General features: G+C 64.6%; 16 protein-coding genes. 4 read left to right on the top strand and 12 right to left on the bottom strand.

Annotated elements, in window-relative coordinates; translation table 11 throughout:
- Positions 1–37 precede the first annotated feature (37 nt).
- Entirely contained in the window at positions 38–1219 is a 1182-nt protein-coding gene (locus CH302_RS20550) for a zinc-dependent alcohol dehydrogenase (protein WP_037190642.1), read from the bottom strand.
- A gap of 124 nt (positions 1220–1343) precedes the next feature.
- Here CH302_RS20550 and CH302_RS20545 point away from each other — a divergent pair, with 124 nt between their 5' ends.
- Positions 1344–2351, top strand: a complete 1008-nt coding sequence (locus CH302_RS20545; RefSeq protein ID WP_037190641.1) for an iron-containing redox enzyme family protein — start codon at positions 1344–1346, stop codon at positions 2349–2351.
- Here CH302_RS20545 and CH302_RS20540 read toward each other — a convergent pair.
- Positions 2333–2497, bottom strand: coding sequence for a CDGSH iron-sulfur domain-containing protein (locus CH302_RS20540; protein WP_082323658.1), 165 nt, complete (start codon positions 2495–2497; stop codon positions 2333–2335). The genes CH302_RS20545 and CH302_RS20540 overlap by 19 nt on opposite strands.
- Positions 2498–2543: 46 nt before the next feature.
- The gene (locus CH302_RS20535; RefSeq protein ID WP_037190639.1) at positions 2544–3230 is read right to left on the bottom strand and encodes a HemK2/MTQ2 family protein methyltransferase; all 687 of its coding nucleotides are present in this window, start codon (positions 3228–3230) and stop codon (positions 2544–2546) included.
- A 202-nt stretch (positions 3231–3432) separates the two neighbouring features.
- Here CH302_RS20535 and CH302_RS20530 point away from each other — a divergent pair, with 202 nt between their 5' ends.
- Together CH302_RS20530 and CH302_RS20525 are read left to right on the top strand one after the other, a co-directional pair.
- The gene (locus CH302_RS20530; protein ID WP_037190638.1) at positions 3433–3855 is read left to right on the top strand and encodes a hypothetical protein; all 423 of its coding nucleotides are present in this window, start codon (positions 3433–3435) and stop codon (positions 3853–3855) included.
- Between the two features lie 49 nt (positions 3856–3904).
- Positions 3905–5104, top strand: a complete 1200-nt coding sequence (locus CH302_RS20525) for an NAD(P)/FAD-dependent oxidoreductase (RefSeq protein WP_037190637.1) — start codon at positions 3905–3907, stop codon at positions 5102–5104.
- On the opposite strand, the gene glsA is transcribed toward CH302_RS20525, so the two are convergent.
- Positions 5060–6307, bottom strand: a complete 1248-nt coding sequence (gene glsA, locus CH302_RS20520) for a glutaminase A (RefSeq protein WP_037190636.1) — start codon at positions 6305–6307, stop codon at positions 5060–5062. The two genes, CH302_RS20525 and glsA, sit on opposite strands and share 45 nt — an antisense overlap.
- Before the next feature lie 118 nt (positions 6308–6425).
- Here glsA and CH302_RS20515 point away from each other — a divergent pair, with 118 nt between their 5' ends.
- A complete protein-coding gene (locus CH302_RS20515; protein ID WP_037190634.1) occupies positions 6426–7424 on the top strand; it encodes a fumarylacetoacetate hydrolase family protein in 999 nt (332 codons plus the stop codon).
- A 13-nt stretch (positions 7425–7437) separates the two neighbouring features.
- Here CH302_RS20515 and CH302_RS30680 read toward each other — a convergent pair whose 3' ends face one another.
- From CH302_RS30680 to CH302_RS20480, 8 genes are all read right to left on the bottom strand, one after another.
- Positions 7438–7572, bottom strand: coding sequence for a hypothetical protein (locus CH302_RS30680; RefSeq protein WP_255138680.1), 135 nt, complete (start codon positions 7570–7572; stop codon positions 7438–7440).
- Between the two features lie 151 nt (positions 7573–7723).
- Positions 7724–9904 carry a catalase/peroxidase HPI gene (gene katG, locus CH302_RS20510; RefSeq protein ID WP_052047657.1) on the bottom strand — a complete coding sequence of 727 codons (2181 nt, stop codon included), beginning with the start codon at positions 9902–9904 and terminating at the stop codon, positions 7724–7726.
- A 79-nt stretch (positions 9905–9983) separates the two neighbouring features.
- A complete protein-coding gene (locus CH302_RS20505; protein ID WP_037190630.1) occupies positions 9984–10463 on the bottom strand; it encodes a Fur family transcriptional regulator in 480 nt (159 codons plus the stop codon).
- A gap of 144 nt (positions 10464–10607) precedes the next feature.
- Positions 10608–10877: a metal-sensitive transcriptional regulator gene (locus CH302_RS20500; protein WP_032397635.1), complete on the bottom strand. Its 270-nt coding sequence runs from the start codon at positions 10875–10877 to the stop codon at positions 10608–10610.
- 52 nt (positions 10878–10929) lie between these two features.
- A complete protein-coding gene (locus CH302_RS20495) occupies positions 10930–11349 on the bottom strand; it encodes a DUF302 domain-containing protein (RefSeq protein WP_037190629.1) in 420 nt (139 codons plus the stop codon).
- A gap of 24 nt (positions 11350–11373) precedes the next feature.
- Positions 11374–13527 (bottom strand): MMPL family transporter, encoded by a 2154-nt coding sequence (locus CH302_RS20490; protein ID WP_037190627.1) that lies wholly within the window; start codon positions 13525–13527, stop codon positions 11374–11376.
- A 168-nt stretch (positions 13528–13695) separates the two neighbouring features.
- Positions 13696–14160: a MarR family transcriptional regulator gene (locus CH302_RS20485; RefSeq protein WP_052047656.1), complete on the bottom strand. Its 465-nt coding sequence runs from the start codon at positions 14158–14160 to the stop codon at positions 13696–13698.
- An 11-nt stretch (positions 14161–14171) separates the two neighbouring features.
- The coding region (locus CH302_RS20480; protein ID WP_141216699.1) for a biotin/lipoyl-containing protein at positions 14172–15093 on the bottom strand (922 nt) is incomplete at its 5' end.

The following is a 15093-nucleotide window of genomic DNA, read 5'->3' as shown; positions in this document are numbered from 1 at the left end:
AACTTCCGGGCCGCATCGCTGTATTCGAAGCACTCGACTAGGGCTTCAGCAAGACCTTGATCGCTCCGTCCTGCTTCTTCTGGAAGATCTCGTATGCATGCGGAGCTTCCTCGATCGAAAGCTCGTGTGTGGCGAACGAATCGACACCGAGAGGATCGTCGTCACCGAGCAACGGCAAGATGTCGTCGACCCACTTCTTGACGTTCGCCTGCCCCATACGGAGCTGAATCTGCTTGTCGAACATGGTCATCAGCGGCAGCGGATCGGCCATACCTCCGTACACCCCGATGATCGAGATGGTTCCGCCGCGGCGGACGATATCGATCGCCGAGTACAACGCGCCGAGCCGATCGACACCGGCCTTCTGCATCATCGGCGCGGCGACCGCGTCCGGGAGCATTCCGACGATCTGCTGCGCGAGTTTGCCGACCGGAGATCCGTGCGCCTCCATGCCCACCGCATCGATGACCGAGTCCGTGCCCCGACCGTCGGTCATCTCGCGAATGACGTCGCCGACGCCACCGCTGTGCTCGGCCAGGTTCACCGTCTCGATTCCCCGTGCCTCGGCGCGGGCAAGTCGCTCGGGAACGAGGTCGACGGCGATCACTCGCGCACCCTTGTGCTGTGCGATGCGTGCTGCCATGTCTCCGATGGGCCCGAGACCGAGAACCGTCACCGATCCTCCGTCGGGAATTGCCGCGTATTCGACGGACTGCCATGCGGTCGGCAACACATCGGAGAGGTAGACGAATCGCGAATCCGGCGGACCCTCCGGAACTTTGATGTGGGTGAACTGTGCCTGCGGGACGCGGAGATACTCGGCCTGACCGCCGGGAACCTGCCCGTAGAGCTTGGAGAAGCCGAACAGTGCTGCGCCCATTCCCTGCTCACGAACCTGGGTGGTCTCGCACTGGGTGTACAGGCTCGAATTGCACATGTAGCAATGCCCACAGGAAATCTGGAACGGAATGACCACTCGGTCTCCGACTGCCAGATCGCCTGTCTGCGAACCGACTTCCTCGACGATGCCCATCGGCTCGTGGCCGAGGATGTCACCTTCGTCCATGAAGGCACCGAGTGTTTCGTACAGATGCAGGTCCGAACCGCAAATGTTGGTGGTCGTGATCTTCACGATCGCGTCCGTCGGCAGTTCAATCCGCGGATCGGGAACGGTGTCCACGCTGACTTTCCTCTTGCCTTGCCAGGTCACTGCGCGCATGTGGTCCTTCCGATGGAACGACTCCGAAGTTCGATGTCGTGCACTGCGCATTGCCTGTTGTGACAGGTGACAAACCCAGACGCCGTGAGTGGTTGGTACCGCCCCGCAGCGGGTAGCCACCACTATGACCGCGCTGTTCTCAGTCGACCCGTCCACCGCTCGCTCTCCCGCACTGCCCACCCCCTGTGGGCCGATCTCCGAGGCCATCACCCGATGCCTGACCGCGGGTGAGCCGAACGGGACTGCGATCGCGCCGGCACCGACCGAGGTCGATCCCACGTCACGAGACGTGCAACTGTCACTCCTCATCTGCTACGAACTGCACTACCGCGGGTTCGAGGGTGTCGCAGACGCCTGGGAATGGGACCCCGAACTCCTTCGACTCCGAGCCGCGCTCGAATCCGCCTTCCTGACGTACGTACGGGAGAACGTGGAACCCGGCACGGACGCGGTTGCGGAGATGGATGCGCTGTCCGTCGAGGCGACCTCGGGAACCGGTCCGTCATGGTTCCTGCGCGACGAGGGGACATGGGAGCAGATGTGCGAGTACTTCGTGCACCGGTCCGTCTACCACCTCAAGGAAGCCGATCCGCATGCCTGGGCCATCCCCCGATTGACGGGTCAGACCAAGGCGTCGTACGTGGCAGTCGAATTCGACGAGTACGGCGGCGGCAAGGGCGACCGACTGCACCAGCATCTGTGGGCCGAATCGATGGTGGCCGCAAACCTCGATGCGTCGTACCTCGGCTACGTCGATCGCGTTCCGGCACAGACACTGGCCTGGGTCAATCTCATGTCGTTGTTCGGTTTGCACCGGGGTCTGCGCGGTGCCACGGTCGGCCACCTCGCCGCGACCGAGATCACCTCGTCGCCCGGCTCGCAGCGCTATGTCGAGGGGCTGCGGAGGCTCGACGCCCCCGCGGCATGCATTGCGTTCTACGCCGAGCACGTCGAGGCCGACGCCGTGCACGAGCAGGTGCTACGTCACGACGTGGTCGGAAGTCTTCTGCGCCACGAGCCCGAACTCGCGGAAGACGTGGTGTTCGGAATGCGTGCATTGGATTTCGTCGAGAACGAACTCGCCGACCACGTGATGAGGCGATGGTCTGCCGGTCAGTCCTCGTTGGACTGAGAGGGTCGCCTCTTCGCTCGGTGGCTCGTGTCGCACAGTGGATAGTTCTTGCTGCGCCGACACGTGCACACCGCGACGACGAAGCGATCGGACTCCACTCGCGTACCGTCGTCGAGTTCGATGTTCACCGGTCCGTCGATCAGCATCGGTCCGCCGCGAACGATTCTCACCGTGGTGCGAGCAGCTGCCGAGTCATCGTTTGTCGCCACGAACAACCACCAACTCCTCTGTTCGACGACCGGCAGCCAGTACGCCACGAGCTTCGAGCCACTGTGCGCGACGATGCATCACCGGTCCGAAGTCGATCCTTCGTCTGCTGACCTCCGCCACCGAGAATCCGTTGTCGGCGAGCATGTTCACGGTGCGTCGCGGTCCGGAGAACTCCGAGTGGACGACGAGCAACACCCCGCCCGGAGCCAGCAAGGAGGCAGCGGCTCGGCACAGTGGATCGAGCACCATCCGGCCGTCCTCGCCTGCGTCCCAGGCACGGTGCAACCCCATTCCGGTCGGCACGACCTCGGAGGGAACGTACGGAGGATTGCAGAGCACCACGTCGAACGGTTCGAGTTCGGCAGCCTCGGCCAAGGATCCCACTCTGACGTCCACCTCGACCCCGACCGAGCGCGCGTTGCGCTGGGCACAGTGGACTGCACGGGGTGCGATGTCGAATGCCACCACCTCACGTGCACCCAACAGTGCAGCGGTGATGGCCACCGCACCACTTCCGGTGCACATGTCCAGTACTCGCGCCCCGGGAACAACACCCGTCGTGGCCGCGATTTCGCACAGCAGAAGCGAATCCTCCTGCGGTTCGTACACGCCGGGATCGGCGTGCACCGACGTCAGGGTTCGAACGGAATCGGATTCGGCTGTCGTCATCGGCGTGCCTCCCACGGTGTAGCGATCGTTGTCGTATTCCCGTCGGGCCCGCAGTCAAACCCGTTGCCGTTTCGAGGCTTACGAACGCCCAACCCCGGGTAGTCCTGTGAAGCGTGGTTGAGGAGTAGCCCGCGGTCCCCGTATGTCGACTGTCGACTCCCCCGCGCGCTGGGCAAGAGTTCGGCTGCTCAGGAGAGTGTTCATGACCGTCGTACCGTCCATCACGTCCCCGCTCGCGGAAGTGATTCCGTCACTGACCGACTCGCAGAGCCTCGAATCCGAGATGACGCTCTCGGTCGACGAGAGCGCAGGTGCCGACATCGTCGTGCGAGTGATCGGCACGATCGGTGACTCGGACGTTCCTGTTCTGGCCGAGACGCTCGGTGAGGCCGCCGAGCGCGGGCGAGCGTTGATTCTCGACCTGTCGTCGGTGGCAGGCGTTGCCGCGGGTGTCCACTCCGTGCTCGACGCCACCGCCATTCGACTCGGACGATGGAATCAGCAACTGACAGTGATGCTTTCACCAGCTCTGCAGCAGTCCGGCATCGATCTCGTACCGGATCGCGTCGAGGTGCGTCGATCGACGACCGAGCCAGTGATCATGCCGACAGCGGACCCCAGGTGATCCGTTCGGTGACGGTACGGGCACCCGTCGATCCGCGAAAGGTGTTGCTGTGACCACCCCTGACACGACCTACGACGTGCTCGTCGTCGGCGGCGGCAACGCGGGCATCAGTGCGGCAGCGCGGCTGCTGAAGAAGGGCATCACCGACGTCGCGGTGCTCGAGCCCAAGCAGGTGCACACCTATCGCCCACTGTTGTCGTACGTGGGCTCCGGTCAGGCGGCGCTGGCCGAGGCCGAGCGCACCCAGCGTTCGGTGATTCCGACCGGATGCGTGTGGCTGGAAGACTCGGCGACAGCGATCGACCCGGTGAACCGTCTGGTGCGATGCGCTTCGGGCACGGTATACGGCTACCGCGATCTGGTGCTCGGTCAAGGCCTGGACGTCGACAACGACGCGCTGCCCGGGGTGTGGGCTGCTCTCCGATCCCCCAGTGTCACCAGCAATTACCTCGACCGAGCCGAACGCACCTGGCAGCTGGTACGCGATCTGCCTGCCCGCAGCAGCGCGGTGTTCACCGTGCCGCGCCCACCGGTCGGGTGCACCGGCACCACGCTCAAGCCGTTGTTCCTCGCCGCAGACCACTGGACCCGCACCGGCCGCATGCCGGGAATCGACATCACGCTGGTGGTGGACCGCGATCGACTACTGGGTGTCCCGCAACTCGACGAATCGGTGCTCGCACGGCTCCGCGAGCTCGGCGTGCGAATCCTGACCCGCACTGCGGTGACGGCATTGCACCCGGACAGCGGACACATCACCGTCACGGACCACGACGGCGTCGACGAGCGCCTCGGCTACGACATGCTGCACCTCGTACCGCCGTTCCGCGGTCCGAAGTGGCTGCAGGAATCGAACCTGAGCGGGTCCGCGCCGCACGGTGTCGTCGACATCGACGGACGGACTCTGCGCCACCGGGTGTATCCGGAGGTCTGGGCCGCGGGTGACGGCGCAGCCATCGACACCGACTCCTCGGGTGGCGCACTGCGCAAGCAGATTTCGATTCTCGTCGACAATCTGATCGCGGCCCGCAGCGGGCAACCGTTGTCGGAGTACAACGGCTACACCGTCGCGCCCATCGCGGTCGGCGCACACAGCTTGATCGCCGCCGAGTTCGATCGCACCGGAACGCTGACGCCATCGTTGCCGTCGTTCGTCGATCCGCTCAAACCCAGGCGCTCCGCCTGGGCGTTCGACCGATACGGTCTACCGCTGTCCTACTGGAACATGATTCTCGCCGGCCGACTCTGACCGGTCGGGCGACTCCATGAACCCGTCGGGGTCGCGGACGACGACCCGGTGACCGTCGTCCTCCAGCGCACGAAACGCATCGCGCAGGAGCCGTCGAGCCGAGCCGTCGATAGCACGGACCTCACTGAAATCGACCGTCGTACAGGTGGTTTCGCCGAAACCTTCGACCAACCGAGCAGTGACCGCCTCTGCACCCGCGAATCGAAGATCGCCCTGCAGCTCCACGGTGGTCACGGCCTCCGACTCGGTCACGCTACGGACGGCCGATTCACCGCTGGGTGCGACATGCATCATGTGCAGACCCAGATCGCGTGACAGCTTCTCGAACACCGCCACCCCACGCACGCTGTTGCCGTGCTCGTTCAGTCTCGGCGACAGCACGGCAATCCCCACCTGCCCCGGCAACACACCGATGATCGCCCCGGCCACTCCGCTCTTGGCCGGGATACCCACGGTCGCAAGCCAGCTGCCACTGCCGTCGTACATTCCACAGGTCGCCATGACCGCCAGCACGTGGCGATCGATCGCTGGGTCGAGTACTTGTTCGCCCGTCTCGGGATCCTTCCCGCCGTTCGCCATCACCGCGGCGATCCTGGCGAGGTCGTTGCAGGTCACGGTCACCGCACACTGACGCGCATAGCCGTCGACGACATCGGCGGGCTCGGCTCCGAGATGGCCGACCGACTTCAGTAGGTGTGCGATCGCGGTGTTCCGATCGTCGGATTCCAGTTCGGCCTCGTACACCTGACGGTCGACGGAGAGTTCGCGTCCGGCCATCCTGCTCAGAAGATCCGTCATTCGCCCCGCCCGCTCTTCGCTCCCGCGGCCTCGGATCATCGAATGCACCGCCAGCGCACCGGCATTGATCAACGGGTTCCGCGGTCTTCCGGTCTCCGATTCCAGGGATATCTCGTTGAACGAGTCGCCCGACGGTTCGACGTCGACGGCCTCGAGCACCGCCTCGATGCCGTTGTCCTCGATGGCGACCGCGTACGCGAGGGCTTTGGCTATCGATTGGATCGAGAATTCGGTGTCGGTATCACCCGCTCCGTGCAGCGATCCCCCGACGGTGGCGAGGGCGACTGCGAACGTGTCGGGATCCGCCGCGGCCACAACCGGGTTGCCCTCGGTCACCGTCCCCCCGTCGAACTGTCGACAGTCCTCCAACACGGACGCGAGATATTCGGGAACAGGCGATCTCATGTGTCCACGCTAGTCCTCGACGAGGAGGTCTTGACATCACGGCCGTGCTGCCGCTTACACTCCTGGTTCCTCGACCGTTTTTGTAGGGCCCCCTCCCGCAGAGATCGGATTTCCTGACGTGCGATTGCGACGCCTGATCGCTACCGATTCGACAGATCGCCTGGCCGTGTACGCACCCGAGTCGGGGGTGTGGGTCGATCTCGATGCCGCCGTGTCGACGTTGGGTGCCGACGAGTCTCTACGCGCACTCACCCGCACCGTGCTCGGGTTTCTCGATGCCGGCGAACGTGCGCGCGACGCGGCCTCGGCCGTGGTGCAGCGCGCGGTGTCCGAGGGAGTCGCGGTGATCGACCGACCGGCACCGACACTTCCGGTGGTTCCGGCGTCGCTTCGCTGCTTCCTCGGCTGGCAGGCTCACTGGGATCTGGCTGCGCACAACCTGGTTCGTCGCAACCTCCCGAAAGCCGTTCCCTTCATCCGCGGATTCGAAGCCGTCACTCGATCGACGTTTCCAGCGCTTCGACCGGGGCCGGGATTCGAGGATCATCCGGTCTACTACACCGGCAACCACCTCACCGTCGTAGCCGACGAGGCTCCGGTCGAGTGGCCGTCCTACAGTCGGGCGCTGGATTTCGAGCTCGAGTTCGGAGCCGTGGTGACCAGGCCCGTGCGCGACGCATCGGAACGTGAGGCCACCGCGGCGATCGGCGGCTACGTGGTGTTCGACGACATCAGTGCCCGCGATACCCAGTGGGAGGAGCAGCGCCGCACCCCGTTCGGTCCGGTGGTCAAGACCAAGACGTTCGCCAGCTCCATGGGAGCCGACATCGTCACCGCCGACGAGGTGACGCCGCATCTGGACTCGTTGACGGCCACCGTCACGGTCGACGGCGAACTGTGGTCGACGACCGGCACCGCAGGCATGCGGTACTCGGTCGGCGAATCTCTCGCGTATGCCTGTCGCGGCGAAAACGTCTATCCCGGTGAGCTGTTGACGTCCGGCACGCTTCCTCGCGGATGCGGCCTCGAACTCGACCGCTGGATCGCCCCTGGCGATCGCGTCGAACTGAGTATCGAGCGAATCGGATCGGTCGCCAATACGATCGGGACTCGCTGAATTTTTCGCCGACTCAGCGCTCGAGATCGGACTTGTCGGTCGATGCGTCCTGGAACATCTCCAGGAACGACCCGAATCCGGATGCTCCCTTGCGTGATTCGTCCATGTTGTGGTCGACGGCTCCCGCCGCCCCCTCGTCGTGTGTCATGTCTTGTAGCCTGCCGCTCGGAAATTGCAGCGAGTCGGGGACGAAGGACACGAATTGGCAACGAAAGGTAACGGACCGATAACGACGAACTCGAAGCTATGGATGGATCGAGCACGGTTTCCATCCATAACTTCGAGTTCGGTAGAGAGAACTAGGAGAGCTCGAACCGATCGAGCATCATGACCTTGTCCCAGGCAGCGACGAAGTCCGCGACGAACTTGTCCTTTGCGTCGTCGCAGGCGTAAACCTCTGCGAGAGCACGCAACTCGGAGTTCGATCCGAACACCAGGTCGTTACGGGTTCCGGTCCACTTCTTCTCACCGGTCGCCGCGTCCTTGGCCTCGTAGATGCCGTCCTCCGCGGTGGGGACCCATTCGGTTCCCATGTCGAGGAGGTTGACGAAGAAGTCGTTGGTGAGCGTTCCGACCTTGTCGGTCAGGACGCCGTGCGACGACTTGCCGAAGTTGGCTCCGAGCACACGCAGTCCGCCGACGAGCACGGTCATCTCGGGTGCGCTGAGCGATAACAGGTTCGCCCGATCGACGAGGGAGTACTCCGCCGGAAGCTTCTGGCCCTTGCCGAGGAAGTTACGGAAGCCGTCGGCCTTCGGCTCGAGATCGGAGAACGAATCGACGTCCGTCTGCTCCTGCGTCGCGTCCATGCGACCCGGGGTGAACGGGACCGAGACACCCGATGCCTGCTCGAGGGCGGCAACGCCACCGAGCACGACGAGGTCGGCGAACGAGACAGTTCCGGAGAACGACTGCTGGATTCCTTCGAGCACACGGATGACCTGTGCGAGCTCGTCGGGCTCGTTGACCTCCCAGCCGGCCTGCGGCTGCAGGCGCAGACGGCCACCGTTGGCTCCGCCGCGCTTGTCGCTCACGCGGAACGACGATGCCGCGGCCCAGGCAGCCGAGATCAGCTGGTCCTGAGTCAGGTCGGAACCGAGGATCGCCTGCTTGAGCTCGGCGATCTGAGCGTCGTTGATCAGCTCGTGATCGACGGCCGGGATCGGGTCCTGCCAGAGCAGGGGCTCCGCCGGAACCTCGGGGCCGAGGTAACGCGAGACCGGGCCCATGTCACGGTGGGTGAGCTTGAACCAGGCCTTCTGGAATTCCTCTGCGAGCTCCTCGGGGTGGTCGAGCCAGCGACGGGTGATCTGCTCGTAGATCGGGTCGACGCGCATCGCGATGTCGGAGGTCAGCATCGACGGGTGGCGACGCTTGGTGGGATCGGCGGGATCGGGAACGAGATCTGCGCCCTCGCCGTTCTTCGGGCGCCACTGGTGCGCACCTGCGGGGCTCTTGTGGAGCTCCCACTCGAATCCGTACAGCGTCTCGAGGAAGCTGTTGTCCCACTGGGTGGGCGTGGGGGTCCAGATGACTTCGAGGCCACTGGTGATCGCGTCCGCACCGACACCGCTCTGGTAGCTGTTCTTCCAGCCGAGGCCCATCTGCTCGATGGGTGCACCCTCGGGCTCGGCACCGATGTGCTCGTCGGGATCCGCTGCACCGTGCGTCTTACCGAAGGTGTGTCCACCGACGGCGAGTGCCGCGGTCTCGATGTCGTTCATGGCCATCCGGCCGAACGTCTCGCGGATGTCCAGTGCGGACTGCACCGGATCCGGGTTGCCGTTGGGGCCCTCGGGGTTGACGTAGATCAAGCCCATCTGCACTGCGGCCAAGGGGTTTTCGAGACTCGTGCGGTCACCGTTGTAGCGCTCGTCTCCGAGCCAGGTCTGCTCCGGGCCCCAGTAGACGTCCTCGTCCGGCTCCCAGGCGTCGACGCGGCCGCCGGCGAAGCCGTAGGTGGGCAGGCCCATCGACTCGATGGCGACGTTACCGGTGAGCACGATGAGGTCGGCCCAGGAGAGCTTACGGCCGTACTTCTGCTTGACCGGCCAGATCAGACGACGAGCCTTGTCCAGGCTGGCGTTGTCCGGCCAGCTGTTCAGGGGTGCGAAGCGCTGCATGCCCGCTCCGGCACCGCCGCGTCCGTCCTGCTTGCGGTACGTGCCCGCTGCGTGCCATGCCATGCGAATGAAGAAGGGGCCGTAGTGACCGAAGTCTGCAGGCCACCAGGGCTGCGAGTTGGTCATGAGGGCTTCGATGTCGCGCTTGACCTCGGCGAGGTCGAGGGAGTTGAACTCGGCTGCGTAGTCGTAATCGGCACCCATCGGGTCGCCGACGGCCGGGTTCTTCTTGAGAATCTTGAGGTTCAGAGCCTTGGGCCACCACTCACGGTTGCCGCCACCCTCGACGGGCATCGGCATCGAGTCGTGCATGACGGGACACTTGCCACCCGACTCCTGTGGCTGGTCCTCGTTCATCTCTTTTTCGCGTGTTACGTGATCTTCTGACACGTGCTTCCTTCCAGGGTGTGACGATCGGGCTGTGATCGAGGTCGGTTCACGAACTCTGCTGTATCCGAGAACCGGGAGGGAACGAAACAGGAGCTGTCGACTGCCCCCGAGCAGTCGAACACTGTGCGCAGAAGCCCCAGTAGATGACTTCCGCCTCGTCGATCGTGAAACCGACGGAGTCCGATGCGGTGAGACACGGCGTTTCGCCGACCGCGCAGTCCACGTCTGCGACGACGCCGCAGGAGCGGCACACCGCGTGGTGGTGGTTGTCGCCGACACGAGATTCGTACCGGGCGGGAGATCCTGCCGGTTCGATTCGCCGTACGAGGCGCGCCGCGGTCAACGCATTGAGCACGTCGTACACGGTTTGCCGAGACACCTCGGGCAGCACCGATCGCACGAGTCCGAGGATCGTGTCGGTGTCTGCATGAGGATTGGATCCGACGACCTCGAGCACCGCGACCCTGGGTCGGGTCACGCGCATATCGGCGGTGCGTAACAGCTCCGCGTACGGTGAGATCGGCATCACAGTAATACTATCCTCCGCTTTTCTGGACAAAGTCAAGTATGCAGCCCAATTCACCGGATGTCGACCGCAACGCCGCCCCGGAGCGAACACGACGCCCACTGTTCGCTCTCCCGTCGCTCCCTCGTGGGATTCGACCCGACCTCAGGCCAGTGCCAGGAACAGCTTCTCCAGTTCGGCCTCGGTCATCGGCTCCTTTTCGCCCGCACTCTCACCCGTCATGCATTCACGCAGACCGGTGGCCACGATCTTGAATCCGGCCTTGTCCAGTGCGCGGGAGACCGCGGCGAGCTGAGTGACCACATCCTTGCAATCGCGTCCGTTCTCGATCATCCCGATCACGCCGGCAAGCTGACCGTGCGCACGCTTGAGCCGGTTCAATACCAGTGCGATGCTGTCTTCGTCGCCGATCATGTCGATCCCCTCGATGGTTGTGGTAATGAACCCGATGGTACCCCCGGGGGCATCAAGCGTGATCGGATCCGGCACCGCCCAGTGCCGCAATCGCTGCCTGCAGTTTCGCGGTGGCCTCGGAGGCGACCGCACCCAACTCGGGCTCACCGGTGACCTCGACCATGATGGCCGGGTTCATCGCCTCGACGACGACGGATCCCACCACTGCCGTGTTCTCTCGGACCACCACGTTGCACGGCAACAGCAGACCGATCTGCTTCATCACTCCGACGGCGCGATGAGCCAGTCCCGGGTTGCAGGCACCGAGGATCACGTAGCGCTCCATGTCCTCGCCGAGCTTGGCTTTCAGGGTGGCCTGCATGTCGATTTCGGTGAGAACACCGAATCCTTGCTCCGACAACGCCTTCCTCGTGTTGTCGATCGCAGTGTCGAAATCGGTGTCGGTCAATGTGGTGGACAATGCGATGTTCATGGTGACTCCTCGGAGATTGTTGTATCAGTGCGAAAAGCGGATGGAGGGCAGCACCGCGCGCAGCCACGCCGGCGACCACCAGGCACCGTGCCCGGTCAACCGCAACAAGACAGGAAGCAGCACGAGCCGAACGAGAAACGCGTCGAGCAGTACAGCGACACCGAGGATGATGCCCATCTCCTTGGGTGGCAACGGTTCGGACAGTGCGAACGTGAAGAACACTGCCACCATCACCGCTGCTGCGGCAAAGATGACCCGCCCCGAGTGGGCCAACCCGTCGACCTGAGCAACCTTGGAGTCACCCGAGCGCTCGTAGTGTTCCTTGGCGGTGGCCAGCAGGAACACCGTGTAGTCCATGGCGATGGCGAAGATCATCGCGAAGAAGAACACCGGGCCCCAGCCGTCGAGGAATCCTTGCGGTGTGAAGCCGAGCAGTGACGCGCCGTGGCCGTCCTGGAAGATCAACTTGGCGACTCCGAAGGCTGCGGCAGTCGACAGCAGGCTCACCAGAGTGCCGAGCAGAGCGATCAGCGGGGCCTGCAGCGCCACCAGAAGCAGCACGAACCCGAGGACCAGGATGATCCCGACGACGATCGGCAGGTAGTCGTTCAAGGCCTGCTGAAGATCCAGGTTCTCTGCAGGCGCTCCTCCGACGAGTGCCGAGTCGGGCAGCGCGGCGCGCAGATCGTCGAGAATCGAGCCCATCGCTTCGTCGGACGGATCCACCGACGGAATTGCCTGCAGCAGTGCATATCCCGATCCGTCGGTCGCGGTCTGTGGCGGCGTCACCATCGAGATCCCGTCGACCCCCGCAGCGGCAGTCGCGGTGTCGAGAGCATCGGCGTCGGGAACCACGATCTGCAGCGAACCCGGTGCGCCCGGGCCGAATTGAGCCTGCACCAGCTCGTAGCCCTGCCGCACCGGCGCATCTTCCGGCACCACGGCGATGGACGGCATCGCCACCTTCAAGCCGAGCACCGGAAGTGCCAGGGCGATCAGAATCCCCACGGAGACGACGGCGAACGGCCACGGGTGCTTGTGCAACAACTCGCCCCATGCTGCGAACTTCGGGGATCGATGCTCCTGACGCTTGGCGTACGGCAACGATGCGGCGTTGACCTTCGGTCCGAGCGCCCCCAATGCCGCAGGCAGCAGCGTCATGGTCGCCAGCAACACGAAGGCGACGGCCAGCATGATCCCGACAGCCATGGTGCGCACCGCAGGCGCAGGGACGAGCAGTACTGCGGACAGACTCACCAACACCGTCAGACCGGACAACACGACGGCTTTGCCTGCGGTGTCCATGGTTTCGGCCACTGCCGCCCGAGGGTCGGCGTTTCGCAACGCATCACGGAATCGAGCGACGATGAACAGCGCGTAGTCGATTCCGAGCGCGAGGGCGAACATCATCGCGAAGTTCATGGCCCACACCGAGATCGGCGTGACGCCGTTCAGCAGGACGAGACCACCGGCGGATGCGACGAGCCCGGCGACGGTGAGCAGCAGCGGCAATCCCGCGGCTACCAGTGACCCGAAGGCAAGCACCATGATCGCCAGAGTGACGGGCCACGAAAACAGTTCGGCCTGGATCATCGCATCGTGGTTCGCCTTGTTGAAGTCCGACCACAGGGCCGAGGAACCGGTGGGATACACCTCGATTCCGTCGCCCGAGAGCGCGGTCAACCGTTCCTTCACATCGTCGACGGCTTTGACCATCTCGTCGGTCGTTCCGTTCGCGCCGGCGATGACGATGCCGGTGCGGCCGTCCGGGCTGATCGTCATCCCCGGTTGCGGGGCGACGACGTCGCCGAATCTGGAGTCACCGGCGAATACGTCGGACACGTCGGCAATCACATCTTGAACGGCGGCATCGGTGATGGGTGCCGTGTCGGAGTGGACGACCACCTGCACCGCCGCCGAGGAATTGCCGCCGAAGTGCTGCTGGGCCAGCTCTCGAACCTGTACGGATTCGGATCCGTTCGCCTGCCATCCCGCTCCGGCGAGAGACGAGAACACCGAGGGCGCAAACGAACCGAGGGCCACGAGCACGATGAGCCACACGCCGAACACCCATCGACGGTGCGTCACCATCGAGCCGCCCGCGCGGCCGAGCAGGCCCGGCTCGGCCACAGGCCGATCATCCGGTGGACGAACAACTTCGGCATCGCGCAGCGACATGGTGCTCCTATACGGGTGGGGGTATCGAACGAGGCAGACGAAACCCCGGAACGATCGAACGTGCCCACCCTCGCACATACCCAAGGGGGTATGCAAGTACCCCTGGGGGTATCACCTCCAGGGGTACTCGAATGTCAGAGTCGACGGACTGCTGTTGTCACCCGCCGGTCAACGCCTGCCGTTCCACTGTTTCTCGATGCCGCGCAACACCTCGAGCGTCCGAGCCGAATCGGCATCGACTGCCATCCTCGACCGAGCGCGCTCGAGCGCACGCTCGGCACGAACGACCGCACGGTGCCCCGAGTCGGTGGCCTCGACCATGTACTGCTGCCGATTTCGCGGATTGACGCTCCGCACCAGCAGCCCCGACTCCACGAGACTGGCCGTCGTGGCGGTGATACTCGTCCGGTGCCGTACCAACTCCCGAGACAGCGCACTGTAGGACATCGGCCCTCGCCTGGACACCAGTTCCAGCACCTCGTACCTCGCCCAGCTCAGCCCCTGTGCGTCCAGTGCCTCCGCCAGACGAACGCGCGCGGCCGACGCCATGCGCAGCACTGTGGACACGATTTCGAGCTCGGTGGAATGGACCGGCGAGGTACCACCGTCGAACGATTCAGCGAGGGCAGTCATCGGACACTCCCCTACTTGATCTCTGCGAGGACGGTGCCTTGGGTGATGGCGTCGCCTGCGGTGACGGTCAGGCCGGTGATGGTGCCTGCTTTGTGGGCGTTGACGGGGTTTTCCATTTTCATCGCTTCGAGGACGGCGATGAGGTCACCGGCGTCGACGGTTTGGCCTTCCTCGACGGCGACTTTGACCACGGTGCCCTGCATCGGTGCGGTGACCGCATCTCCGGATGCCGCGCCTGCTCCGGCTCCGCCGCGGGTGCGGGCCTTGGGTTTGCGGCGCACCGCTCCTGCAGCACCGCCGCCACCTCCGTTACCGAGGGACAGTTCCCCGGGCAGGGACACCTCGACACGGCGGCCGCCGACCTCGACGACCACGGACTGACGCGGCAGGACCTCGTCCTCGTCGATGGGTTGCCCGGCGGTGAACGGGGGGACCTGGTTGTCCCATTCGGTCTCGATCCAGCGGGTGTGCACCGAGAACGACTCCCCGTCGCCGATGAACGCCGGATCGGAGACCACCGCGGCATGGAACGGAATCACCGTCGCCAACCCTTGGACATCGAATTCGGCCAAAGCACGACGCGACCGCGCGAGCGCTTCCTCGCGGGTGGCTCCGGTGACGATGAGCTTGGCGAGCATCGAGTCGAACTGGCCACCGATCACACTGCCGGATTCGACACCGGAATCGACCCGCACACCCGGCCCCGACGGCGCGGTGAAGGTGGTGACCGGTCCGGGGGCGGGCAGGAACCCGCGTCCGGCGTCTTCGCCGTTGATCCTGAACTCGAACGAATGCCCCCGCGGCTCGGGATCTTCGGTGATGGACAGTTCTTCACCGTTGGCGATGCGGAACTGCTGCAGCACCAGGTCGATGCCGGAGGTTTCCTCGGTGACGGGATGCTCGACCTGCAGGCGGGTGTTGACCTCCAAGAAG

Origin of the sequence: Rhodococcus sp. 15-2388-1-1a, assembly GCF_002259145.1 — a bacterium.
GTDB lineage: Bacteria > Actinomycetota > Actinomycetes > Mycobacteriales > Mycobacteriaceae > Rhodococcoides.
This window is presented reverse-complemented; position numbering and strand designations above follow the sequence as displayed.